Origin of the sequence: Mycobacterium sp. NPDC049093 (assembly GCF_040704635.1) — a bacterium.
In the GTDB taxonomy this organism is placed as follows: Bacteria; Actinomycetota; Actinomycetes; order Mycobacteriales; family Mycobacteriaceae; genus Mycobacterium.
Map to the genome: position 1 here is coordinate 93850 of NZ_JBEZJS010000002.1, position 25679 is coordinate 119528.

The following is a 25679-nucleotide window of genomic DNA, read 5'->3' on the forward strand; positions in this document are numbered from 1 at the left end:
GGAAAGTCCATGACCATTTGTTTGCTCTCCGTTACGCGACCCGGCCCCAGTGCCCGCTGTCAGCAACGCGTGACGACACCGACTTCATCGCCTCCAGGTAGCGGGTGACCGACTTCTCGGCGACCGGGTTGTCGGGGTGCATGATCGCCATGACCGTGCCCTCCCCGTACCGGAAGATGTAGATCGTCAACTGGTAGGAGAACCGGTTGTCCGGATACATTCCGATGTTGTTCGCCAACCCCATGTCGCCCGCCGCGAGGATCGCGTTGAGCGGCGCCGCTCCGCCGTGCAGAAAGTTCGATACCGGGAAGTTCGGTTGTGGCCAGTTCAACCACGGCGCCAACTCCAACACGCGGTAATACGGAACTCTCGCCATGTCCAGGCCGGAATCGAAAGACTGCTGCGCCGCCCAGGCAGCGTCACTGAAAGAGGTGGCCGCAACCGGGACGGTGATCGGAATCAGACCGGTGAACCAGCCCTGTGTCATGAAATTGTCGCCGGCTGTACGCGAATCCCTCGGCGTGAGGCCGTAATACGTAAGCGCACCGGTGAACTCATGTTCCACCAGGCCCAGGCATGCGAACAGGCCACCGACGAAACGGGCGCCGGCCGCCGAGCAGGCCGCGTCGAAGCGTTCCGTCTGTGCCGGGCTCAACAGCACTTCCGAGGACCAGGCGCTGCTGGTCGACTCGTTCGGATTCCCCAGCGGCAGCGGGAATTCCGGAAATCCATCCTGGTTGTTCTCAGCGAAGTCGATCCAGGCGCGCACTCCAGGAGATTCCAAGGTCAGCGTGGACGTGTACTCACGCTCGCGGACGCAGAAGTCATCGAAGCTGCCGGCGTCAGGAAGTGTGAGGGCCTGACCACTGCCGCTCATCGCCGAATACATTCCGTTGGCTTCCATCATTGTGGTGCCGATCAAAGTCGCGTCGCCGTGAACGTGATCCATGGCAGCGAAGAAAGTGAAGTGACCGTCGTTCTGGATGATGCCGAACGTAAAGCAGCCCCATTCCAGGGGATTCGGTATGCCCACGACGTGGGCGTGAATTTCTTCGACCGTCAAGTTGCCCTGGTCGACCGGCACGAATTCGATATCATCCGGGTTTTCGATTGCATGCCTGACGAATTGGCCGTCGTCGCCTTCTTTGAACCAACTCCGGAATGTATCGTGCCTGCGCAGGTAGGTATTCACGGCGTGGTCCATCGCCGAGATATCACATTGCCCAGCAACCTCACAGCTAGCGATGATCTGCCGTGAAAAATTCAAACCCGCGGATTTACGCTGGGTGTAATTACGCAGATGTTGGCCCTGCATGTAGCTAACCGGTACCGAGCTCACCGGTGCGTTTCTTGCGGTTTCCTGAGCTGCAGGCGTCGGGTGCCACGAGGTCACCGAGCCAGGACTCAGCGACCATTCATCAAGTGCGCCAACAGTTATCTTACCGATCCGCAAAGCTCAGGCCCTCCCAGTAGTGCTCAATGCTCGGCCGCTCTCCGGACCGGCAGGACCCCCCGGGGCATCAACATACCCGTCGTTCGGCCGAGACGGTTCAGGGAGCTTGACGAGGGAAGTTTGACCGGGCAAGGGGAGTAGCGCGCGCCACAGGTTCGCATGCAATAGTGGTTCGGGTTGATCTTCAAGCGCTTTCGGGGGGTGCGCGGAGGTGTAGTTTTGCACGCCGATGCGAGGAGGACAACGGGATGAAATCCGTTGAACGTCCAGATGAACAGTCCGCACGCTTTGCCATCGTCGGCTACGCTGCGCGCTTTCCAGGAGCTCAGGACGCCGATGGCTTCTGGGACCTGCTGAGAGCCGGTCGCGAAGCCATCTCGGAGGTACCCGAAGACCGCTGGGACGTCGAGGAATTCTTCGATCCGGAGCCAGGCACACCAGGCAAGGTGGTGACCCGCCGCGCCGGTTTCGTCGATGACGTAACCGGATTCGACGCCCCGTTCTTCGGTATGTCAACGCGCGAGGTCAGGCTGATGGATCCGCAGCATCGGATCCTGTTGGAAACAGCCTGGCGGGCCGTGGAACACTCGGGTACCGCGCCAACGGCATTGGCTGACACCAACACTGGCGTGTTCGTCGGACTGGCCACCCACGACTACCTCGGAATGGCCTCTGACGAGCTGACTTACCCCGAGATCGAGGCCTACATGGCCATCGGTACTTCGAATGCCGCGGCAGCCGGCCGGATCAGCTATCGATTAGGTCTGCAGGGCCCCTCGGTCGCGGTCGATACCGCGTGCAGCTCGTCGCTGGTGGCGATCCATCAAGCGTGCCAAGCACTTCGCTTAGGTGAGTGCGATCTGGCGCTGGCCGGCGGGGCGAACGTCCTGCTCACGCCCGCCACCATGATCACCTTCTCGAGTGCGCATATGCTGGCACCCGACGGCCGCTGCAAGACGTTCGACGCGGCCGCCGACGGCTATGTCCGCGGCGAGGGCTGCGGCGTCATCGTCATCAAGCGCCTCGAAGACGCCATCCGCGACGGTGACCACATCCGGGCCGTGATCCGCGGCAGCGCGATCAACCAGGACGGCGCGTCGGGCGGTCTGACGGTGCCCAACGGCGTCGCTCAGCAGCGCGTCATCGCCGATGCCCTACAGCGGGCCGGCCTCGAACCCAAGGACGTCGGCTACCTCGAAGCGCACGGCACCGGGACCTCCCTCGGCGACCCGATCGAGGCGCAGGCCGCAGGTGCGGTGCTCGGTGCCGGACGCGAACCCGACCGGCCGTTGTTGATGGGCTCGGCGAAGACGAACATCGGGCACCTCGAAGCCGCCGCAGGCATCGCCGGCGTCATCAAGGTGGTCCTGTCACTCGAGAACGAGCTGCTGCCCCAGCACCTGCACTTTCAGAACCCGTCGCCGCACATCCCGTGGGACCGGCTCGCCGTGGAAGTGGTCAAGGAGGCCACCCCGTGGGAACGCAACGGCGCGCCGCGCATCGCCGGTGTCAGTTCGTTCGGCTTCGCCGGAACCAACGCGCACGTCATCCTGGAGGAAGCGCCCGAACGGGCGGCGCCGCAGTTGGACGTCGCCGGGCAGGCTGAGCGATTCGGCATCCTCCCGCTCTCGGCACACACGCCCGCCGCATTGGTTCAGGTCGCCGAGCAGTATCGCGATTGGATGAGCGCTCACCCCGAGGCCACCCTGGCCGACGTCTGCTTCACCGCCGGGGTCGGCCGGGCACACCTTGAGCACCGCGCCGCGCTGGTGGTCGATTCGAGGGAATCCGCCATCGAACTGCTCGGCGCCCTCGCCGACGACCGTCCGGCACCGGGACTGATCCGGGGTGAATCCCACGACAAGCCCAAGACCGCGTGGCTGTTCACCGGCCAAGGCAGCCAGTACGCCGGGATGGCACGTGAGCTGTTCGACTCCGAGCCGGTGTTCGCCGAGACGCTGAATCGCTGCGCGGCGGCCGTCGCCGACCAGCTCGACAAGCCTCTGCTGGACGTGATCTTCGATCTGGACGGTCCAGATGCCGAGGAGACGCTGCGCCAGACCTCCTACGCGCAGCCCGCGCTGTTCGCGGTGGAGATGGGTCTGGCCCGGCTCTGGCAATCATGGGGATTCGAACCCGACGTGGTGCTCGGCCACAGCGTCGGCCAGTACGCGGCGGCCTGCGTCGCGGGCGTGTTCGGTCTGGAGGACGGCGCCCAGTTGATGGCCGAACGAGGACGCCTCTTCGGCAGCCTGCCCGCCGGTGGCCGCATGGTCGCGGTGTTCGCCTCCGCAGAGCGGGTGGAGAACCTCACCGACGAGTTCCCGGCCCTGTCGGTTGCCGCCTACAACGGCACCAACACCGTGCTGTCGGGGCCCGCGGAAGACCTGGAGCGGGCCGTCGCCGGACTCACCGCCGACGGTGTCCGGTGCGACTGGCTCGAAACCAGCCATGCGTTCCACTCGTCGCTGCTGGATCCGATCCTCGACGAATTCGAATCGTATGCAAACCGTTTCACCTTCAAGGCACCGCAACGAATTCTGATCGACAACCGCACCGGCGCCGCGTTGGGCCGGAGCGTGAAGCTCGATGGCGCGTATTGGCGCCGGCACGCCCGCCAACCGGTGGAGTTCGCCAAGAGCGTGCGGACCCTGGCCGACATGAACTGCAAGCTGCTGGTCGAGATCGGACCTCGGCCGGTGCTCACCGCGACGGCACTGGGCGCCTGGCCCGACCCGGCCGGCGCACCGCGGGTGATCGCGTCGCTGCGCCGCAACACCGCCGACCAGCGGCAGATCACCGAAGCCGTCGCCGACGCGTACGTCCTGGGCCACCTGCCCGAGTTCGGCGCGTTCCGGCAGGCGCAGGCACGGAAGCTCGATCTGCCCACCTACCCGTTCGAGCATCGTCAGTACTGGTATCGGGACAATCGCGAACAACCCAACCAACAGCAGCACGTTGCCGGTCCGCGCACCCAGGCCGTTCGCCTTCTCGAAGACGGCCGTCTAGAGGAACTCGCGACCCTGCTCGGCGGCACGGACGGCGACGGTCAGACCCTGGACGTGCTGACCAAGCTTGCAGCACAACACAACCGCCAGCGGTCCACCCAGTCCATCGCCGACGACCGCTACGAGTTCCGCTGGGAGAAAGCGGTTACTCCGCTGTCGGGTGCCGACACCGCAGAGACGTCGACGTGGCTGCTCATCGGCGAGCAGTCCCCGGCGGTCCAGCCGCTGGTCGACGCGCTGACCTCGCGCGGGCAGCAGTACCGGTTCCTCGGGCTGCCGACGTCCGACGCCGACACCGCTCAACTCGCCGACGCGTTGCGCGCTGCGGCCGCCGACGGTTCGACACTGCGCCTCCTTCACGTGGCAGCGCTGGACGGGGAACCGGAAGCCAAGTCCGTGCCGTCGATGCGGTCGCTGCTCCGGATGCAACACCACGTCCTGGCCGGAACGCGGCGTCTCTTCCGCGCCGCGGCCGAGGCCGATCTGAGGGCTCCGATCTGGTTGGTCACCCGCGGCGCACAGCACGTCGCCGTAGCGGACACCGTGGCGCCCGAACAGACTGCCCTGTGGGGATTCGGTCGCGCGGCGGCGCTGGAACTCCCGCAGCTGTGGGGCGGACTGGCCGACCTGTCCGAAGGCAGCGCAGGCGAATGGACCACACTGCTCAACCGGATCGCGATATCGACCGACGCGAACCGGCGGGAAGACCAGATCGCGGTACGCGATCAAACGGTCCACGTCCCCCGGCTCGTCCGCCGAGAGGACCTGCCGAGCGGCACACCACTGGAACTGCGCAGCGACGCAACGTATCTGGTGACCGGCGGCCTGGGTTCGATCGGCCTGGAGATCGCCGGATACCTGGCCGCCCACGGCGCCAAGCACCTGGTGCTGACCAGCCGTCGCGCACCCGGCGAAGCCGCCGCACAACGCATCACCAAACTCGGCGACCAGCACGGCTGTGACATCCGTGCCGTGACCGCCGACGTCGCCGATGCGCACGACGTCGCACGCCTGTTCAAGACCATCGCCGCCGAGATGCCACCGCTGGCGGGCATCGTGCATGCTGCCGGTGAACTCGGAACCACTCCGCTGGGCGACCTGGACGACGCTGAGGTGGATCGCGTCTTCGCCGGGAAGGTCTGGGGTGCCTGGCATCTGAGCGAAGCCGCGGCAGACGCGAAGCTCGACTTCTTCATCAGCACCTCGTCGATCGCCTCGGTGTGGGGCGGATACGGTCAGACGGCCTACGGTGCGGCGAACGCCTTCCTCGACGGCCTGGCCTGGCGACTTCGCGAGCACAACATCCCCGGCACCAGCGTCAACTTCGGTCCCTGGGCAGCAGGCATGGCCGACGCGGAGTCTCGCGCCCGGCTGGATCAGCGTGGTGTCCGGACGCTGCCACCCGCCGATGCACTGGCCGGACTGGCCGACGCCGTCGCGATCGCCTCTGCTGGAGGTTCGGCACAAGGAGTCGTGGCCCGCATCGACTGGTCCCGCTTCCTGCCGCTGTACCAGCAGGCGGGCCGACGGGCCTTCCTGGCAGAGCTGGAACATGAAGTGCCGGCGCAACTTTCGGCACCCACCACCGCCTCGGGCAAGACACAGCTGGTCGAACGCCTGACCAATGCTCCGGTGCAGCAGCGCAAGAAGCTGCTGACCGATCACCTGCGCGACGCCGTCGCAGAGGTGACCCGGGTGGACTCCTCGGAGATCCGCGAGGACGCAGGGTTCTTCGACCTCGGCATGGATTCGCTGATGGCCGTCGAATTGCGCCGCCGCATCGAGCAGGGAGTGGGCGCGGAGATCCCCATCACGCTGGTGATGGATCACCCCCGGATCTCCGACGTTGCCGAATATCTGCTCGGCGATGTCCTCGGGCTCAACGAGCAGGCCAAACCGGCGTCGCAACCGGCAGCGGTGACCGCGCGGACCGATGAACCCATCGCGATCGTCGCCGTGTCGTGCCGCTTCCCCGGCGCGCCCGACCCGGAAGCGTTCTGGGAATTGCTGTCCGGCGGCGTCGACGCCATCCGGGAAGTTCCCGAAGACCGATTCGACATCGACGAGTTCTACGATCCGGATCCCGAGACAGCGGGCAAGACCTACACGCGTTTCGGCGGATTCCTCGACGGGATCGACGGATTCGACCCGGAGTTCTTCGGTATCTCCCCGCGTGAGGCCGTCTGGATCGAGCCGCAGCAGCGGCTGATGCTCGAAACGGTCTGGGAGGGCCTCGAGCGGGCCGGGTACGCACCGGCCACGTTGCGTGGCAGTCGGACCGGCATCTTCGCCGGCGTGGCCGCCAACGAGTACGCGCATCTGCTGTCGTCGGAGTCGATCGACAAGATCGAGCCGTACTTCATCACCGGAAATGCCCTCAACGCCATCTCCGGCCGGGTTGCCTTCGCGCTCGGATTCGAGGGCCCGGCAATGGCTGTCGATACCGCGTGCAGCTCGGCCCTGGTGGCGATCCATCAGGCCTGCCAGGCACTGCACTCCGGCGATTGCGACCTGGCGTTGGCCGGTGGCGTGAACGTCCTGCTCTCTCCGGTGACGGTGGTCGCCGCATCCCGGGCACGCATGCTCTCCCCCGTCGGGCGGTGCAAGACCTTCGACGCCTCCGCGGACGGCTACGTGCGCAGTGAGGGCTGCGGTATTCTCGTGCTGAAGCGGCTGAGCGACGCAGAGCGCGACGGCGACCGGATCTGCGCGGTCATCCCCAGCAGCGCGGTCAACCAGGACGGTGCGTCCAGCGGTTTGACCGTGCCCAATGGCGGTGCGCAGCAACGCCTCATCGGAACGGCGCTGGCCCGCGCCGGGTGGACCGGCGGCGACGTCGACTACCTCGAAGCGCACGGAACGGGTACGCCGCTCGGCGATCCGATCGAGGTCCAGGCGGCTGCCGCGGCCTACGGCGGCGCGCGTGACGCCGATCGGCCGTTGCTGATGGGATCGGTCAAGACCAACATCGGTCACACCGAATCCGCTTCGGGCGCAGCGGGTCTGATCAAGGTCGTGTTGTCGTTGCAGCACGAGGTCCTGCCGCAGAGCCTGCACTTCGACAACCCGTCGCCACACATCCCGTGGGATTCACTGCCGGTGCAGGTCGTCGACAAGGCGACCCCCTGGCAGACCAACGGCCGGCCGCGCCGTGCCGGGGTCAGCTCGTTCGGGTTCACCGGTACCAACGCGCACGTGCTGATCGAGGAGGCGCCGGCCCGACCCGCCGTCGCTCCCGAGGACCAGCCCGCTGACGAGGTGTCGCCGGAGACGCAGGCTCCCGACGAGCAGGTGAGCGTGCTGGCGTTGTCCGCGCGGTCACCTGAAGCGCTCCTGGCACTGGCACAGCGGTACGAGACGTGGCTCAGCGCCCACCCGGACGCCGATCTGGCCGGTGTGTGCCTGACCGCCGGAACCGGGCGGTCGCACTTCGAGCATCGGGCCGCGCTGGTCGTGGACTCGATCGAGGAGGCACGCCTGGCTCTTGCCGACCTGGCCGAGAACCGGACCCGCCCCGGTGTGGTGCGCGGTGAGCACACCAACCACCCGACCACCGCATGGCTGTTCACCGGGCAGGGCAGCCAGTACCCGGGCATGGCGCGTGAGTTGTTCGACACGGAGCCGGTTTTCGCCGAGACCGTGACGCGGTGCGCCGAGGCGGTCAAGGGCATGCTGCCGCTCCCGCTCCTGGATGTGATGTTCGCCCAGGATGCCGAGGCAGGACAGACGCTGCGGCACACGTCCTATGCGCAGCCGGCGCTCTTCGCCGTCGAGATGGGCCTGGCGCGGCTGTGGCAGTCATGGGGCATCGCACCCGACGTCGTACTGGGCCACAGCGTCGGCCAGTACGCCGCGGCATGCGTCGCCGGCGTCTTCAGCCTGGAGGACGGTGCCCGGCTGATGGCCGAGCGCGGCCGGTTGTTCGGCAGCCTACCCGAAGGTGGGCGCATGGTGGCGGTGTTCGCCGACCCCAAGCACGTCGAGGAGATCGCAAGCAAATTCCCGCGGGTGTCGGTCGGCGCCTACAACGGGCCCAACACCGTGCTCTCCGGCCCGGGCGACGATCTCGAGGAGATCGTCAACCAGTTCGGGAACGAAGGGACCCGCTGCACCTGGCTCCAGACCAGCCACGCGTTCCACTCCGAACTGCTGGACCCGGTGCTCGACGAATTCGAGGCGTACGCCGCGCAGGTGCAGTTCGCAGCGCCGACACTCCCCCTGGTCTGCAACCGCACCGGAGCCATCCTGACGGCCCAGACCCCGCTCGATGCCCAGTACTGGCGCCGCCATTCACGCCAGCCGGTGCAGTTCTCCGAAAGCGTGCGGACCGTCGCGGCGCTGGGCTGCTCGGTCCTGATGGAGATCGGTCCGCAACCGGTGCTCACCAGCGCAGCGGTTCAGGTATGGCCGGAACACCTGGCCGCACCGCGGGCAATCGTCTCGCTGCGCAAGGGCATCAACGATCGGCGTCAGATCGCCGACGCGCTGGCTGCGGCCTACGTCGGCGGGCACCGACCCGACTTCGCCGCGGTACAGCGGCAGCCCGGTCGCAAGGTCGAGTTGCCGACATATCCGTTCCAGCACCGCCGCTTCTGGCCCAAGACATCGGCGATCACGAGCTCCGGCTTCGACGGCAGCGCAGGTACTGGAATCCTCGGCGCGGCCAAGGACCTGGCTTCCGGCGACTCCATCTACACGAGCCGGATCTCGGTCAAGACGCAGCCGTGGTTGTCCGACCACGTCATCTACGGCACCGTCGTCGTCCCCGGCGCGACGTACGCCGCGATGGCGCTGGCCGCGGTCGGCACCCCGGCCCACGCCAAGGACGTCTTCTTCTTCGAGCCGATCATCCTGCCCGAGAAGAGCTCTCGCGAGGTGCAGCTGACATTGCACCCGTTGGAGACGGGCGGAGAGTGGAAGTTCCAGGTTCACAGCCGTCCCTACGGAGAACGCGACGTCGACTGGTCGCTGAACGCCGAAGGCACAGTGGTAAGCGGCCCCGGCGACTCGTCCGAGGAACCGAACGCCGAAACCGACCCGGTAGACGAAGCCATCGAACGGCTGGAACGCATGCGTCCGCAAGAGCTGTTCGAGACCTTCGCCGACCTGGAATTGGCCTGGGGCCCAAACTGGTCCGGTTCCCTGAAGTCCTTGTGGCTCGGTGAGGGCGAGGCGATCGGCGACATCCTGGTCGGCGAGGAACTCGCCGAACAACTGGGCACCGAGCCGATGCACCCGGTCCTGATGGACCTGTGCACGGGCGTCGCCTTCCCCGCGTTCCCGGCTCTTCTCGCCGCCGAGCAGGGCGTCAACGACCTGTTCCTGCCGCTGCGGTACGGGCAGGTGACGTTGAAGGAGAAGATGCCCCGGCGGTTCTACTGCCGCGCGAAGTGGCACGAGGCCGAGCTCAACAACGAAACCCAGGTGTTCGACCTCGAGTACATCGATCGGGACGGCCATTACCTCGGCGGCGTTCGCGAGTTCACGGTAAAGCGCGCACCCCGCGAAGCATTGCTTCGTGGCCTCGGCGGCGACGCCACCCGGCTGCTGTACACGCTGGGCTGGCACGAGGTGCCGGTGCCGCCGTCCGACGGTGCGGCCGAAAGCCCGAGCGGCACTTGGCTGGTCGCCGGATTCGACGACCTCGCTGCGAAGGTGCCGGGCTGCATCCCGCTCGATCGCCAGACCGGTCAGCAGCTGGGAGAGGTGCTGGCGGAAGCCAAGGAGCGCGGTCTGCCGTTCTCCGGTGTCATCTGGCGCGCCGCTACGGCGGGCACTGAAGAAACCGCTGCTGACAGTCAGACGCGACTCGAAGCCGAGATCACCAACCTGCTCGGCGCGGTGCACACCGTGCAGGGCGGTTCACAAAACGGCGGCGTGAAACTTCCACATGGTCTGTGGATCGTCACCGAGCGGGCCGTCGCCACCGAGTCCGGCGAGCCGGTCGATCCGGTGCAGGCCGCGCTGTGGGGCTTCGGGCGCACCACGATCAACGAGGAACCGGCGTTGCACGCCAAGCTCATCGATTGCGACGGGTCACCGGAAGCCGTGCAGGCACTGGCAGATCTGATCGTCACCCCGGTCGAAGAGCCGGAAATCGCTGTGCGGCAAGGCAAGCTGCTCGCATCGCGGTTGCTGCCATGGTCGCGCAGCGGGCACCTCACGGTGCCGCGCGGCAGCGACTACGTCCTGGCACCCACCGAACGCGGCGCGATCGACAACCTCCGCATCACCGAGAAGGAGGTGCCGGCGCCGGACGAAGGTTACGTGCAGGTCCGGGTCGAGGCCGCGGGTCTCAACTTCCGGGACGTGCTCAACGTGCTGGGCCTGTACCCGGGCGATCCGGGACCGATCGGCGGCGACTTCGCCGGCATCGTCACGCAATTGAGTGAGGGTGTCACCGGAGTCGAGGTGGGCCAGCGGGTGTACGGCTCCATGCAGGGGGCGTTCTCCAGCCGGTTCAACGTGCCTGCCCAGTTCCTGGCGCCGATCCCGGACGGGGTCAGCGCGGTCGAGGCCGCAACGATTCCGGCCGCTGCACTGACGGTCCGGCTGTCGTTCGACTGGGCAAAGCTCAAGCCCGGCGACAAGGTGCTGATCCACGCCGCCAGCGGTGGTGTGGGCCTGGCAGCCATCCAGATGGCGCAGCAGTTCGGTGCAGAGGTCTACGCCACGGCGAGCACCTTCAAGCGGGCCACGCTGCGCAAGCTGGGTGTCAAGCACGTCTACGACTCGCGGACAACGGACTTCGCCGATCAGATCCTGGCGGACACCGACGGTGCGGGCGTCGACGTGGTGCTCAACTCCCTGACGAGCGAAGGGTTCATCGAGGCGACACTGAAGGCCACCGCCAAGAATGGCCGTTTCGCCGAGATCGCCAAGCGCGACATCTGGTCAACCGAGCAGATGGCCGAGGCCCGTCCCGACATCGCGTACGAGATCGTGGCGTTGGACACGGTGATGTTCACCGAGCCCGATCGCATTCGCGACCTGCTCACCGAGGTTTCGGAGGGTCTCGCCAAGGGTGAATGGACTCCGCTGCCCGCGGAGATCTACCCGCTGACCGAGGCCAGGACGGCGTTCCGGCGGATGCAGCAGGCCCGGCACATCGGCAAGATCGTGTGCCAGCTGCCGAATCCGCTTGCCCCTCGGCCGGACCGGACTTACCTGATCACAGGTGGGCTCGGTGCGATCGGTCTGCACACCGCGTCGTACCTGGCCCAGTTGGGCGCCGGCGACATCGTGCTGACCAGCCGCCGCGCACCGGATGCGGCCGCGCAGAAGCTGATCGAGGACATCACCGAGCGCTACAAGACCCGCATCCATGTGTTCACCGCCGATGTGGGCGAGGAGTCCGAGGTGGCGAACCTCCTGGAGCGGATCCGTGCGGAGCTCCCGCCACTTGCGGGCGTCGCCCACCTGGCGGGCGTGCTCGACGATGCGCTGCTGGGTCAGCAGAGCACGGAACGGTTCCATAAGGTATTGGCACCCAAGGCCTTCGGCGCCGAGTATCTGGACAGGTTGACCAAGGACGACGAGCTGGACTTCTTCATCGTGTCCTCCTCGGTGTCCAGCCTGTTCGGTTCACCGGGGCAGTCCAACTACGCGACGGCCAATGCGCTGCTCGACGGTCTGATCGCGCAGCGCAGGGCGCAGGGCCTGCCGGCCACCGGCATCAACTTCGGCCCGTGGGGTCAGGGTGGCATGGCCTCCTCGGAGGCGGCGACGGCCAATATCAGTGCGCAGGGCCTGATTCCGCTGGATCCCTCGGCGGCGCTCGCCGCGCTCGCCGAGGTCGTCGCCAACGGGACCGGCCAGGCGGCCGTCATCAAGGCCAACTGGCAGCGGGCCGCGAAGGTGCTGGGCAGCCAGCGGCCTCCGATCCTCGACCTGGTGTTGCCGAGTGCCGTCGGTGAGGTCGTCGGTGACAGTGAGGTTCTCAAGCAGCTGCTCGAGATCCCGGTACCGCAGCGGGCCGGGTTCGTGACCGAGTTCCTGCAGAAGGAGGTGCAGAACTTCCTGCGCCTCGCCTCACCGCCGGCCGCGACCAGCCGCTTCCTGGATCTCGGCACCGACTCGCTGATGGCGATCGAACTCCGCAACCGGCTGCACACTCAGTTCGGCGGCAAATTCACGCTCAACGCGACGGCGGTCTTCGACTACCCGACCATCGGTGGGCTGGCCGAGTATCTGGTGGCCCAGCTGCCCGATGCGGAGTCCGCGGAGTCGGCCGAGTCGTCGGAATCGTCGGAATCGTCGGAATCGTCGGAGTCTTCGGAGTCGGCCGAGTCGTCGCCACAGGAGCCGGAGGCACCTGTGGAGGCAGAACCCAAGGACTAACCCGTCGAGTGGCCAGTTGTGACACGCCTTTTCGTGTTTCGCGTGCACTAGCTGGCCACTCGGCCTTTTTGGGCGAAAAAGTCAGACCCAGCGGGTCGCTTCGATCTCGGCAGGCAGCGGTGGGTGCAACGGCACGTCGAGTCCGTCGTAGATACCGGGCTTCTGGGTAGCCAGCCAATCGATCGCGCCGAGCAGACGGTTGGCCGCGGTGGTGTTGCCGCCGTCGGCGCGGGTGCCACCCGGCACATCGGCGCGCACGACGATGCTCAACTGCGGATCGCCGTCGACGATCACCCGGTGATCGCCGACCCCTTCGTCGGGCTGCGGCCAGTCCGGCGCACAGGCCGGGTCGATGCGGGTGATGTGCTCGATGACGACCCGCTCGACCCCGTTGGCCCACCCGATGACCTGCAGGCGGAACGCGCCCTGGGTGCCTGCCTCGAACCGGCCCATGACGTTGTCGACAGCCTCGGTCAGCGGCAGCCGTTCGACTGTCTCGGTGATCTCGTCGATCTCCAGGCCGAGCCCGCGGCCGATCAAGCGGACATTGCCGCCCCACACCATGGTGGGGATGGACGGCAGCAACATCATCGGCGTCTCGTCCATCGACCCACCGAAACCGCAGAGCACCCGGACCGAGTGCGGCTGGTTGTAGGTGGAGTAGTCGAAGATCTCCTGGCACCGGATGGTGCGGATCCGGGTGCACAACCCCGCCGCGATCACGGCCAGGGCATCGTTACCCCAGCCCGGATCCACGCCACTGACCAGAAGCGCGGAGTTGCCGGCCACCGCGGCGTCGGTGAGCCGCTCGACCCATTCGGCGGGAGCCGAGGCCGGGTCGTAGAGCGAGTACAGCGACGGCGTCACCACTTGCTTACCTGCACGGAGGCACCGCTCGATCTCGGCAAGGGCCTCCTCGGGACGGATGTCGCCGGAAGACATATACGCCACCGCATCGCACTGGGCGAGTGCCGCGTCCACATCGGTGGTGGCCTCGACTCCGGTGGGCGCGTCGAGCTTGGCGAACGTCGCCGCGTCGCGACCGGCCTTGTCGGGCGAGGACGTGATCACCGCGGTCAGTTCGAGGCCCGGAAATCCCGTGGCCGACCTGATCGCCGTCGCACCCATGTTGCCCGTACCCCACACCGCAATTCGACGCATCGGGCCACCTTAGTGGACCATTGGTGACTATCCTCACATTATCCGAAAACAGCTGGTCAAGCCCGTTTACGGAAAGGGGTACAAGGCTCGATCAACCACTGGGTTGGTTAGCTTTCAGAAATTGCTCAGAGTCTCTTTGCGTTGAAGTTACCGAACGGTATAGTTAGCCGCAGTTACTGGTGGGTAACTTATCCAAAGTACCCAACCTCAGGTGGCATTCCACAAGGAGGAAAAGTGAGCCACTACAAGAGCAATGTCCGTGACCAGGTCTTTAACCTGTTCGACGTGTTCGGCATCGACAAGGTGTTCGGCACCGGCAAGTTTGCGGATCTCGATCAGGATTCGGCTCGCGAGATGCTCGCGGAGATCGCCCGACTGGCCGAGGGACCCATCGCCGAGTCGTTCGCCGACGGCGACCGCAACCCTCCCGTCTTCGATCCCAAGACCCATAGCGTCACGCTGCCGGAGTCGTTCAAGAAGTCGATGCGCGCCCTCCTCGAGGGTGGCTGGGACAAGGTCGGCCTCTCCGAGGAACTCGGCGGTATGCCGGTGCCGCGTGCCCTGCAGTGGGCGCTGATCGAGCACATCCTCGGCGCCAACCCCGCGGCCTACATGTACGCGATGGGCGCGGGCATGTGCGAGATCTTCTACAACAACGCCACTGAAGAGCAGAAGAAGTGGGCAGTGCTGGGCGCCGAGCGCGGCTGGGGCGCCACCATGGTGCTCACCGAGCCCGACGCCGGTTCCGACGTGGGCGCCGGCCGCACCAAGGCCGTCCAGCAGGAGGATGGCTCCTGGCACATCGACGGCGTGAAGCGGTTCATCACGTCCGCCGACTCCGACGATATGTTCGAGAACATCATGCACCTGGTGCTGGCCCGCCCCGAGGGCGCCGGCCCGGGCACCAAGGGTCTGTCGCTGTTCTTCGTACCCAAGTTCCTCTTCGACTTCGAGACCGGTGAGCTGGGCGAGCGCAACGGCGCCTTCGTCACCAACGTCGAGCACAAGATGGGCTTGAAGGTCTCCACCACCTGTGAGCTGACCTTCGGTCAGCACGGCGTTCCCGCCAAGGGCTGGCTGGTCGGCGAGGTGCACAACGGCATCGCGCAGATGTTCGACGTCATCGAGCAGGCCCGAATGATGGTGGGCACCAAGGCCATCGCAACCCTGTCGACCGGTTACCTGAACGCCCTCGAGTACGCCAAGGAGCGCGTCCAGGGTGCCGACCTGACCCAGATGATGGACAAGGCCGCCCCGCGCGTCACCATCACCCATCACCCCGACGTGCGCCGGTCCCTGATGACCCAGAAGGCCTACGCCGAGGGCATGCGCGCCGTCTACCTCTACACCGCGACCTTCCAGGACGAGGACGTTGCCAAGGCCGTCCACGGGGTGGAGCCCGAGCTGGCCCACAAGGTCAACGACCTGCTGCTGCCGATCGTCAAGGGCTGCGGCTCCGAACGGGCCTTCGTCCTGCTGGGCCAGGAGTCGCTGCAGACCTTCGGTGGCTCCGGCTTCCTGCAGGACTACCCGCTCGAGCAGTACGTCCGCGACTCGAAGATCGACTCGCTCTACGAGGGCACCACCGCCATCCAGGCGCAGGACTTCTTCTTCCGCAAGATCGTCCGCGACAAGGGCCAGGCGCTGGCATTCGTGGCCGGCGAGATCGAGCAGTTCATCAAGAACGAGACCGGCAACGGCCGTCTCAAGACCGAGCGTGCCCTCCTGGCCACCGCGCTGGAGGACGTGCAGGGCATGGCCGCCACCCTCACCGGGTACCTGATGGCCGCCCAGGAAGATGCCGCAAGCATCTACAAGGTGGGTCTGGGTTCGGTCCGCTTCCTGATGTCGGTCGGCGACCTGCTGCTCGGCTGGCTGCTGGCCCGCCAGGCCGCAGTGGCCATCGAGAAGCTCGACGCCGGCGCCACCGGCGAGGAGCGCACCTACCTGGACGGCAAGATCGCCGCCGCATCGTTCTTCGCCAAGAACATGCTGCCGCTGCTGACCAGCACCCGTCAGGTCATCGAGACCCTCGACAACGAGGTGATGGAGCTCGACGAGGCTGCGTTCTAAGAAGCTCGTACGAAATCGCCCCCGGGTCACCCCGGGGGCGATTTTGTTTCTCGGTCCAACGTCGGCTCGTGTGCGAGCTTCCGCCAAAATCTGGAACACAAGCCAACATTCGGCGGGCAACCGGCACCAGGCAAACTGGTCCCATGACCGAAGCCCGCGGCATCCTGCTCGTCATGTCGTTGATGGCGACGACCGCGCTCACCCTGGCCCTCGGGATCACCGATCCGGCCGCGCCGATGTCCTACCCCACCAAGTTCCTGGTGTGGAACCTGGTGCTGGCGTGGATCCCGATGGTTTTCGCGATCGCGTTCGATCTGGTCGAGCGCCGGCTGTGGCTGCTGCCCCTGGGGCTGGGCTGGTTGGCGTTCCTGCCTAACGCTCCCTATCTGGTGACCGATCTGGTCCACCTCGGCGAGGGTTACGAGCTGTGGCGTCACGTGCTGCAGTACGGATTCGCCGCGTGGACCGGGATGCTGCTGGGCGTGGTGTCGCTGTTGCTGGTGCATCAGCGCCTGGACGACGAATTCGGCTCGTTCTGGGGTTGGCTGGCCGTCGTGCTGTCCGTTGCCGGGTGCGCGGTCGGCGTGGTGATCGGCCGGTTCCAGCGCTGGAACTCCTGGGACCTGGTGACCCGGCCCGATGCGGTGGTCGCGGCGACGTTCGACTGGATGCGCGCACCGCTGTCCTATGTGCAGTCGACCGGCGTGGCCATAGCTGTTGCAGCGTTCTTCGGGTTGGCCTATCTGACGATCTGGGCACTCAACGGACTGAATGTGCGCAGATAGTGTCCTGATCGTTATCGCGGTTTATCCCATTTGCCACATGGGTAACTTCTGTATCAGCGGCGCGGGTCCGCGACCGCACTGAAACAGAAAGAGGCGAATGGATCACCACCATGAACACCGTCCTATATTTCAGCGTCTATGGCGCCGTCTATGAAACCCGGGCCTACACCACCGCCGATATCAACCAACTCGTCCATGACCACGGGCTGCACTGCCTGACCTCCGCCGATCGGCAGTTCGACTTCTGGTTCAGCCCGTCGACACACTCGTGCCAGCGTCACGTGAACCGTAAGGCAACCGAACTCCTCCTGGCCACAACAGCTTTCACCCCCAAGACGGTTCCTCTGCTGCGCGGATGCGTCGTCGTCGCCACTCACGACACCGACGGTGAACTCGACGGGCTGAGCTGGCAGCAACTGGAGCTGCTGGCCCGCCGCGATCGCTCGCTGACCAAGTCGCAACAGCGTGCGCTCGGCCGACATATCAACCGTGCCGACGCCCGTCGAATCGACCCGCTCATCCCCGTCGCGCACTGTGACGGGTCGCACCACGTCGCCGTCAGCCGCGTCCGCGCAACCAGCCGACGAGCCTGGTCCGAATGACGGGGCAGAATGACTCGGCCGGGTACAGCGTGGAAGACGTCGCGGTGGAACATATCCGCGTCGGAGACACCCTGGCGATGTCCGGTGACGACGACCCGCGGACTCACGTCTTCCGCGTTGCGAACGCCGAGCTGCGGAACGAACTCACCACGGGTGAACAACCGAGGGTGATCCTGACGTCTGAGCCGGTGGGCGACACCGGTGAGCCGATGGTGCTCACCTATCCGACCGGAACCCGACTACGGAAGATCGTCAGCCACCCGACCGGGTAGCCGGTCCGTCTCAGACCGGTGACTCTTGGGCGAGCGCCCGATAGCTCTTGGCCCCTGCCCGGTCGACGGCGGCGCGGACCAGGCCGAATACCAATCCCTGAATCGCTGCCGCCGTCAAGGCTTTGGCGCCGGACCGTTCGAGGTCCTTGGGGTCGGGCGGTTCGAGATTCGGCTGATCGATGCGCTTCCAGATCTGGGTGAACAACGCTCCGGCCAATAGGCCCCCGCCCACACTCGTCGCCATGGACAGCGGCATGTAGAGCATCTTCGAGAGTCGGCTCACGGCTCCTCCTCGCGTCGGCACCAGCCCGAAAGGACGGCTTTCGGGCTGACGTGCGGGTACCCCGAACCGCACAGTTCTAACGGCACAGATGCCCTTTCGAGGTTTCGCCCGGCCGCACGTCGGGCACAGCTGTGGAAGAAGTAGTACGCATGGGGAAGGCCCAACGATGACTACCGAATCAAAATCAATCAGCGAAGCGTCGACGGCTCAGCTCCTCGGCCAATTGCAGGAGCAGACGACACGACTGGTTCGCGACGAGTTGCGGTTGGCGCAGCGAGAGTTTCAGGAATCCGCGCGTCACGCCGGAATCGGCGCGGGGTTGATCAGTGCCGCCGGTCTGCTGACGGTGCTCGGCCTCATGACGGTCATTGCCGCCGCGGTTGCGGCGATCGCGCTGGCCCTGCCGGTCTGGGCCGCCGCGGCCATCGTCGCCGCGGTGCTGTTCATCGGTGCCGCAGTGGCCGCAGTCGTCAGCCGTAGCCAGGCGAAGCAAGTTCCGCCGCCGGCCGCCGAGTCAGTAGACAGCGTCAAGCAGGATCTCGATGAACTCAAGGAGGCACGACATGGCCGACGCTGATCGCCTTCCGCCCGAACCGGGGCCGGACGCCGGAATCGATGAACTGCAGTCCGACATCGACAAGACGCGCAGTGAGTTGGGCGAGACAGTGGCCGCGCTGTCCGACAAACTCGACGTCAAGGGTCGCGCGCAGGACAAGGCCGCCGAGACGAAGGACGCCGTCGTCGACCGGGCTCACGCCGCAACCGAAGCCGCAAGGTCCAGGCCGGCGGTGCCGGCCGCCGCTGTGATCGCAGTTCTTGCGGCAGTCGGTCTGCTGGTCTGGTGGCGCCGCCGCTGACCGCATCGGCCATCAATTACTTGCGCTGCAACACGAACTGGTTCTGCGGGGCCGCACCCAACTCCGGGGCTGTGCGCCACCTCGGACATGATCGCGCTGAGGTGCCCTGGCAGCCAACGGGTTTACCTCGTTTGTCATGTGGGCATCCCGGTCGCGACGAGTAATCCACCCATCGGTCGTCCTCCGTCGGCCGGCTTCGGGCCGGCTCTGGCACCTTGCGAGGAGAACCCGTGACAAATCCGCCGCACTCCGCCATCTCCTTGCGTGTTCTGGTTACCGGCGCGACCGGATACATCGGCGGCCGCCTGGTTCCCCGGTTGATACAGGCCGGCCACCGGGTGCGGGCAATGGCCCGCAACCCCGACAAGATCAGCGATGTGCCCTGGGCATCGGACGTGGACGTCGTTCGCGGCGATCTCACCGATCCGGACACGCTCGACGAGGCCTGCCGCGACATCGATGTCGTCTACTACCTCGTGCACTCGATGAACGCCGGTGGAGCGTTCATCGAATCCGAGAGGCGCAGCGCCGAGAACCTCGTCAGTGCCGCCCGCCGCGCCGGAGTGCGACGCATCGTCTATCTCGGCGGCTTGCATCCGGAATCGGATCGACTTTCGATGCATTTGCGCTCACGCGGCCAGGTTGGGGAGATACTGCTGAACTCGGGTATTCCGACGCTGGTCCTGCAAGCAGGCGTGGTCATCGGTTCCGGGTCGGCGTCTTTCGAGATGATCCGGCATCTGACCAACAGGCTGCCTGTGATGACCACGCCGCGCTGGGTCAACAACCGCATACAGCCCATTGCGGTTCGTGATGTCATGTACTACCTGTTGGAAGCCGCCACCGCGGAACTTCCACACAGCCGCGCCTACGACATCGGCGGCCCCGACGTCTTGCGGTACGGCGAAATGATGCAAATCTATGCCGATGTCGCCGGCCTGGCCCGACGACGGATTCTCGTACTCCCCGTTCTGACACCGAAACTCGCCGGGCTGTGGATCGGGCTGGTCACCCCTGTGCCCCCGAAAATCGGGCGCGCCCTGATCGAATCGCTCAGCACCGACGCCGTTGCCAATGAGCACGACATCGATTCGATCATCGCGCCGCCACCGACAGGGGCGACCCGGTATCGGGACGCCGTTGCACTCGCACTCCGTCGCATCGAGACCGGTGAAGTTGAGACCACGTGGGCCAACGCGTCTCCCACCAGCGCACCCGCCGACCCACTGCCCTCTGATCCCAGTTGGGCCGGCGAAGCGATCTACACAGATGAGCGCAGCCTCGACTGCAACGCAACGATCGAGCATGTGTGGGAGGTTGTCGAGGGCGTCGGTGGTGAAAACGGTTGGTACTCATTTCCACTGGCCTGGACCATTCGCGGATGGCTGGATCGACTTGCCGGCGGCGTCGGTCTGTCTCGCGGTCGCCGCAACCCTCACTCCCTGCACACCGGTGATGCCCTGGACTTCTGGCGTGTCGAACGCATCGAGCGGCCGCACTTGTTGAGGTTGCGTGCAGAGATGCGCACGCCCGGCAATGCCTGGCTCGAATGGCGACTCGAACCCCGCGGCAAACACGCCACCCGGCTGCACCAGCGGGCCATCTTTTTTCCGAAAGGTCTTGCTGGACGAGCCTATTGGTACTCGCTCCTGCCGTTCCACGGCATCATCTTCACAGGCATGATCAACAACATAGGCGTCGCCGCCCAGAACGGATCGATGAACCGCAGTTCGGCAGCGGAAGTTGACGAGTCATGACCTCCTGCGTCAACGAAGTAACAGAGTTCAGAAGCGGGTCAGACTGGGCATCAACACATCGTCGACGAGTGCGCGAACCGTCACCTCGGTCGGCGGGCGTCCCGGTATCAGGGACCGGAACACCAGATATCCCGGCATCACGTCCCACAACTCGTCGTGCACCGCCGCGGCGTCGATCTCACCCCGGTTGACCGCATCCGTCAGCACCTCGGTCATCAGCATCTTGCGCTGCAGAACGAACTGATTCTGCAGTGCCGCACTCAACTCCGGGCTGTGTGCTACCTCGGACATGATCGCGCTCATCGTGCTGCCGTGCTCGCGTGCCTGTGCACACACCGACGAGCCGATGCTCAGGAGGTCGGTCCGCAGCGCGCCCGTGCGGGGCGGCACCAACTGGATCCGGGTGCCCTCGATGAACGCTGCCAGGACCAGCTCGGTCTTCGAGGGCCACCGGCGGTAGATGGTGGCCTTGCTCGACTTCGCTTCGGTCGCCACGGCTTCCACGGTCAGCCGGTCGTATCCGTGCTGCTGCAACAGACGCAGGGTGACCGCCAACAATTCCGATTCGCGCTCGGTCCACTGTGTTGCCGGGGCCGGCGGTGAAACGTCATGCGACGAGACGGTCGAAGCGGGTGACACTGAAAACCTTTCCATAGCGGGCAACCGCGGCCACTTGCCTGTAGGCCTTGCCCTCCATCCGACTGGACCGTACGGTACCGTTCAGGTGCTTGGAACGGCCGAGGAATCTCGCCTCACGGCGAGTTGTGCGCTTGTTCTCGAAAGGCTCTGAGATGCAGGGGATCTCGGTAGGAGGCCTGGTCCGGCGACGATGGACGGTGATCGTTGCCGTGCTCGTGGTGGCGGTGGTCGCCTTCACCGTCAGCCGACTACACGGAATATTCGGTTCCGACAACGAGGTGTCACGTCCCAGTGCCGACGCCCTGGAGAACACCGGATACAACCCGAAACGGGTTCTCTTCGAAGTGTTCGGATCACCGGGCTCGGTGGCCACCATCAATTACCTGGACATCGACGCACAACCCCAGCGGGCCGAGGATGTGACGCTGCCCTGGTCGCAGACGCTGGTCACCGATGACCCGACCATGTTCGCCGACCTGCGGGCGCAAGGCGACGGCGCGTACATCGGCTGCCGCATCACCGTCAACGGTGTCGTCAAGGACGAAAGGTCCACCGATAACGTGAACGGCTACATCGCATGCTTGGACAAGTCGGCGTGAGCGGGCAGCACGCCGAAGGCGCAGACGTCCGCTCCAGGACGTCGCGGACCATCCGCATGCTCGCCGTGCCGATCGTGCTGGTGTGGGTGGCCATCGCCGCACTGACGAACATCCTTGTGCCACAACTGGAGGTCGTCGGCGCGGCACGTTCGGTGGGGCTCAACGCCCCCGACGCGCCGTCGACCATGGCGATGCGCCACATCGGCCAGGTCTTCGACGAGTTCAACTCCGACAGCGCAGCCATGATCGTGCTCGAAGGCGATCAGCCGCTCGGTGATGATGCCCACCGCTTCTACGACACCCTGGTGAAAAAGCTCGCCGAGGACACGACCCACGTCGAGCACATCCAGGACTTCTGGGGAGACCCGCTCACCGCAGGTGGCTCGCAGAGCAAGGACGGCAAGGCCGCTCTGGTGCAGGTGTACCTGGCCGGCAACCAGGGTGAGGCGTTGTCCAACCAATCCGTCGACGCCATCCGCGAGATCGTGGCGAGCGTCCCACCCCCGCCCGGGGTCAAGGCCTACGTCACCGGCGCCGCGCCGCTCATCACCGACAACTTCGAGGTGGGTAGCGAGGGCACCGAAAAGGTCACCGGCATAACCTTCTTGGTCATCGCGGTGATGCTGCTCGTGGTCTACCGATCGCTCGTCACGATGCTCCTCATGCTCGTCACCGTCCTCATCGAACTGTCGGCTGCGCGCGGTATCGTAGCCGCGCTCGCGCATTCCGGGGTCATCGGTCTGTCCACCTATTCGACGAACCTGCTGACGCTGTTGGCGATCGCCGCGGGAACGGACTACGGCATCTTCATCGTCGGCCGTTATCACGAAGCGCGTAGCCGTGGCATGGACCGAGAAGCCGCGTACTACGACATGTTTCGTGGCACCGTACACGTCATCGTCGGCTCCGGACTGACCATCGCCGGGGCCGTGGCCTGCCTGCACTTCACCCGGCTGCCCTACTTCCAGACCCTGGGCGTGCCCGCCGCCATCGGCGTGCTGGTGACGCTGGTGGCCGCGCTGACGCTCGGGCCGGCCGTACTGACCATCGGGAGCCGATTCGGACTCCTTGAGCCGAAACGCAACCCACGGGCGCCACGCTGGCGCCGCATCGGCACCGCGATCGTGCGGTGGCCCGGTCCCATCCTGGTGGTGTCGTGTCTGATCGCGCTCGTCGGCCTACTCGCCCTGCCGGGCTACAAGACGAGCTACGACGGCCGTCCCTACCTACCGGAATCGGCACCGGCCAACATCGGCTACACCGCCGCCACCCGCCACTTCTCGGAAGCCCGGCTGAACCCCGAACTGCTGATGATCGAAACCGATCACGACATGCGCAATCCCGCGGACATGCTGGTGCTCGAACGCGTTGCCAAGGCCGTTCTGCACACCCGCGGCATCGCCCTGGTCCAGTCGATCACCCGCCCCCTGGGCACACCGATCAAGCACAGCTCCATCCCATTTCAGATCAGCGCGCAAAGTGCCAGCCAGATCATGAATCTGGGTTACCAGCAAGACCGCGCCGCCGATCTGCTCAAGCAGGCCAACGAGCTGTCCAACACGATCAACATCCTCAAGCAACAGGTCACGTTGCAGCAGGCCAGTGCCGCCGCGACCCATGAGCAGACCCAGGCGTTCCACGACACCGTCGCGATCGTGAACGATCTGCGCGACAAGATCGCCAATTTCGACGACCAGTTCCGTCCCCTGCGCAACTACTTCTACTGGGAACCACACTGTTTCGACATCCCCATGTGCGCGGCGTTGAGGTCCGTCTTCGATGCGCTCGATGGGATCGACAAGCTCAGCGACCAGTTCGGTCAGATCACTGCGAGCCTGGACAAGCTCGATGCCCTCCAGCCGAAACTCGTGGCGCTGCTACCGCCGCAGATCGCCATCCAGGAGCGCAACCGTGATCTGACCCTGTCCAACTACGCCACCACGGCCGGGACCAACTCGCAGTCCCAGGAAGCGCTCGAGAATTCGACCGCGATGGGACAGGCCTTCGACTCCGCGAAGAATGACGACTCGTTCTATCTGCCGCCGGAAGCCTTCGACAACCCCGACTTCAAACGTGGCCTGAAACTGTTCATGTCACCCGATGGCAAGGCCGCCCGCATGATCATCACTCATGAGGGCACTCCCGCCACACCCGAGGGCATTTCGCACATCGATGCACTCAAGGACTCGGCGTTCGATGCGATCAAGGCGACGCCGCTGTCAGACGCCAAGATCTACGTGGCCGGAACCGCCTCTGCGTACAAGGACATTCAGGACGGCGCCAAGTACGACCTGCTCATCGCCGCATTGGCGGCCATCAGCCTCATCCTGCTCATCATGATGTTCATCACCCGCAGCCTGGTCGCCGCGCTGGTCATCGTCGGCACGGTCGTGCTGTCGTTGGGTGCATCGTTCGGTCTGTCAGTCCTGGTGTGGCAGTACATCTTCGGCATCCAGCTGTACTGGATCGTGTTGGCCCTGGCCATCATCCTGCTGCTGGCGGTCGGAGCGGACTACAACCTGCTACTGATATCCCGCTTCCAGGAAGAGATCGGGGCCGGGCTCAAGACCGGCGTCATCCGCGCCATGGCCGGGACCGGCCGGGTGGTGACCGCGGCCGGCCTGGTGTTCGCCGCCACCATGTCCTCGTTCATCTTCAGCGACCTGATCGTGCTCGGGCAGATCGGTACCACCATCGGCCTCGGTCTGCTCTTCGACACCTTGATCGCGCGGTCGTTCATGACGCCGTCCATCGCGGCATTGCTCGGCCGGTGGTTCTGGTGGCCCCAGATCGTGCGGCCCCGGCCGGCCAGCCGCATGCTGCGCCCGTACGGATCCCGCACCTCGGTTCGCAAACTGCTCGAGCCGGAGACCGAGCCCACCACATCCACTTAGCCGCCCGGTCTCAGGACAGGTTCGCCTGCGCCCATTCCTCGGCCGTCGTGGTAGCGATGCCGCGAACGGCGTTGTACGACTGATCTTTCGGCCAGGCAACACCGTCGGTGCGGGCGAACACCGCCCGGTACCTGCTCATCGTGTCCTCGGGATGCTGCCGCAATTGCTCGGCCAGGAAGTCGTTGGTCCACAACGTGCGGGTCACCGCGGTCCCACGGAGCCGGTCGACGATATCGGCGAGTTCGCGGTAGCTGATGGTGTCCCCGGCGAGGTAGACAACGGTGTCGCGAAGTCGCGGTTCGGCGAAGACGATGTCGGCGGTGAGTGCCCCGATGTCTTCGGGGGTGGTTAGGGTGACTTGGTTGTCCCAACTTCCCAGCGCATGCACGGTATTCGCAGGCAGATCCACGACGCCGAACTCGGGCTCGAACAGGAAGCTGGTGAACATGCCGGTGGAAACGATGGCCCACTCCGTGGCGTCCTGGTTGCGCAACAGGTCGCGCACATCGAGCTGCTCGTCGAACAGCGGCTGCGCGCTACCGCGGCCTATCTCGTCGTAATCGACGCCGAATTGCCATGGGAAGTACCGGGATACGCCGGCCGCGAGCGCCGATCGAGCGAGTTTGCGCTGTGTGCCCGGCCCGCCCGCGAAACCGACGCAGCTGATGACCGTGTGGTAGCGCCCCATCACGGCCGCAAGCTCTGCCACCGACGCCGTCGAGACGTCGGCATGTTCGATGGTGATACCCGCCTGAGTCAACTCCCTGCGGCGCGCATCGCTGTTCGCGTCGGCACCTGCCGCCGGCGGCCGCAGCAGTACCGCGAGGTTTGCGTCTGGATGGCGTGCGCCGTGATGGGCGAGGGCGAACAACACGCTGGCGCCGAGTTCTCCTGCCCCGATGACAAGAATGCTCAGATTCTCCGCCGCTGGTGAAGGCAATGCGGTCTCCGTTTCT

At 65.7% G+C, this 25679-nt stretch carries 15 protein-coding genes; 10 read left to right on the forward strand and 5 right to left on the reverse strand.

Going from position 1 to position 25679, the window contains the following annotated elements; genetic code table 11:
- Positions 1-31: 31 nt before the first annotated feature.
- Positions 32-1453 carry a condensation domain-containing protein gene (locus AB0876_RS06060; RefSeq protein WP_491837114.1) on the reverse strand — a complete coding sequence of 474 codons (1422 nt, stop codon included), beginning with the start codon at positions 1451-1453 and terminating at the stop codon, positions 32-34.
- A 248-nt stretch (positions 1454-1701) separates the two neighbouring features.
- Here AB0876_RS06060 and AB0876_RS06065 point away from each other — a divergent pair, with 248 nt between their 5' ends.
- Positions 1702-12801 (forward strand): type I polyketide synthase, encoded by an 11100-nt coding sequence (locus AB0876_RS06065; RefSeq protein WP_526041488.1) that lies wholly within the window; start codon positions 1702-1704, stop codon positions 12799-12801.
- Positions 12802-12882: 81 nt separating this feature from the next.
- On the opposite strand, the gene AB0876_RS06070 is transcribed toward AB0876_RS06065, so the two are convergent.
- On the reverse strand, positions 12883-13962 hold the full coding sequence (locus tag AB0876_RS06070) for an NAD(P)H-dependent amine dehydrogenase family protein (protein WP_526041489.1): 1080 nt from the start codon (positions 13960-13962) through the stop codon (positions 12883-12885).
- A gap of 234 nt (positions 13963-14196) precedes the next feature.
- Between AB0876_RS06070 and AB0876_RS06075 the strand changes: the two genes are divergently transcribed.
- The 4 genes from AB0876_RS06075 (at position 14197) to AB0876_RS06090 (ending at position 17694) form a co-directional block, all read left to right on the forward strand.
- A complete protein-coding gene (locus AB0876_RS06075; protein ID WP_448444851.1) occupies positions 14197-16035 on the forward strand; it encodes an acyl-CoA dehydrogenase C-terminal domain-containing protein in 1839 nt (612 codons plus the stop codon).
- A gap of 143 nt (positions 16036-16178) precedes the next feature.
- A complete protein-coding gene (locus AB0876_RS06080) occupies positions 16179-16820 on the forward strand; it encodes a DUF1361 domain-containing protein (protein WP_055119693.1) in 642 nt (213 codons plus the stop codon).
- Positions 16821-16930: 110 nt separating this feature from the next.
- Positions 16931-17422: a hypothetical protein gene (locus AB0876_RS06085; RefSeq protein WP_526041490.1), complete on the forward strand. Its 492-nt coding sequence runs from the start codon at positions 16931-16933 to the stop codon at positions 17420-17422.
- Positions 17419-17694, forward strand: coding sequence for a hypothetical protein (locus AB0876_RS06090; RefSeq protein ID WP_491837119.1), 276 nt, complete (start codon positions 17419-17421; stop codon positions 17692-17694). Before AB0876_RS06085 ends, AB0876_RS06090 begins: the two co-directional genes overlap by 4 nt.
- A 10-nt stretch (positions 17695-17704) precedes the next feature.
- On the opposite strand, the gene AB0876_RS06095 is transcribed toward AB0876_RS06090, so the two are convergent.
- Positions 17705-17977 carry a DUF4235 domain-containing protein gene (locus AB0876_RS06095; RefSeq protein ID WP_526041491.1) on the reverse strand — a complete coding sequence of 91 codons (273 nt, stop codon included), beginning with the start codon at positions 17975-17977 and terminating at the stop codon, positions 17705-17707.
- Positions 17978-18143: 166 nt separating this feature from the next.
- Here AB0876_RS06095 and AB0876_RS06100 point away from each other — a divergent pair, with 166 nt between their 5' ends.
- The 3 genes from AB0876_RS06100 (at position 18144) to AB0876_RS06110 (ending at position 20591) form a co-directional block, all read left to right on the forward strand.
- On the forward strand, positions 18144-18554 hold the full coding sequence (locus AB0876_RS06100; protein ID WP_491837121.1) for a phage holin family protein: 411 nt from the start codon (positions 18144-18146) through the stop codon (positions 18552-18554).
- Positions 18541-18834 carry a DUF3618 domain-containing protein gene (locus tag AB0876_RS06105; protein ID WP_526041492.1) on the forward strand — a complete coding sequence of 98 codons (294 nt, stop codon included), beginning with the start codon at positions 18541-18543 and terminating at the stop codon, positions 18832-18834. Before AB0876_RS06100 ends, AB0876_RS06105 begins: the two co-directional genes overlap by 14 nt.
- 230 nt (positions 18835-19064) lie before the next feature.
- On the forward strand, positions 19065-20591 hold the full coding sequence (locus AB0876_RS06110) for an NAD(P)H-binding protein (protein ID WP_526041493.1): 1527 nt from the start codon (positions 19065-19067) through the stop codon (positions 20589-20591).
- 27 nt (positions 20592-20618) lie between these two features.
- On the opposite strand, the gene AB0876_RS06115 is transcribed toward AB0876_RS06110, so the two are convergent.
- Positions 20619-21245 (reverse strand): TetR/AcrR family transcriptional regulator, encoded by a 627-nt coding sequence (locus AB0876_RS06115; RefSeq protein ID WP_526041494.1) that lies wholly within the window; start codon positions 21243-21245, stop codon positions 20619-20621.
- A 137-nt stretch (positions 21246-21382) separates the two neighbouring features.
- Between AB0876_RS06115 and AB0876_RS06120 the strand changes: the two genes are divergently transcribed.
- Positions 21383-21829, forward strand: a complete 447-nt coding sequence (locus AB0876_RS06120) for an MmpS family transport accessory protein (protein ID WP_526041495.1) — start codon at positions 21383-21385, stop codon at positions 21827-21829.
- A gap of 56 nt (positions 21830-21885) precedes the next feature.
- A complete protein-coding gene (locus tag AB0876_RS06125; protein ID WP_526041911.1) occupies positions 21886-24723 on the forward strand; it encodes an MMPL/RND family transporter in 2838 nt (945 codons plus the stop codon).
- 10 nt (positions 24724-24733) lie between these two features.
- Here the strand turns inward: AB0876_RS06125 and AB0876_RS06130 are convergent, their stop codons facing one another.
- Positions 24734-25663 carry an aromatic alcohol reductase gene (locus AB0876_RS06130; protein WP_526041496.1) on the reverse strand — a complete coding sequence of 310 codons (930 nt, stop codon included), beginning with the start codon at positions 25661-25663 and terminating at the stop codon, positions 24734-24736.
- Between the last annotated feature and the right edge of the window lie 16 nt (positions 25664-25679).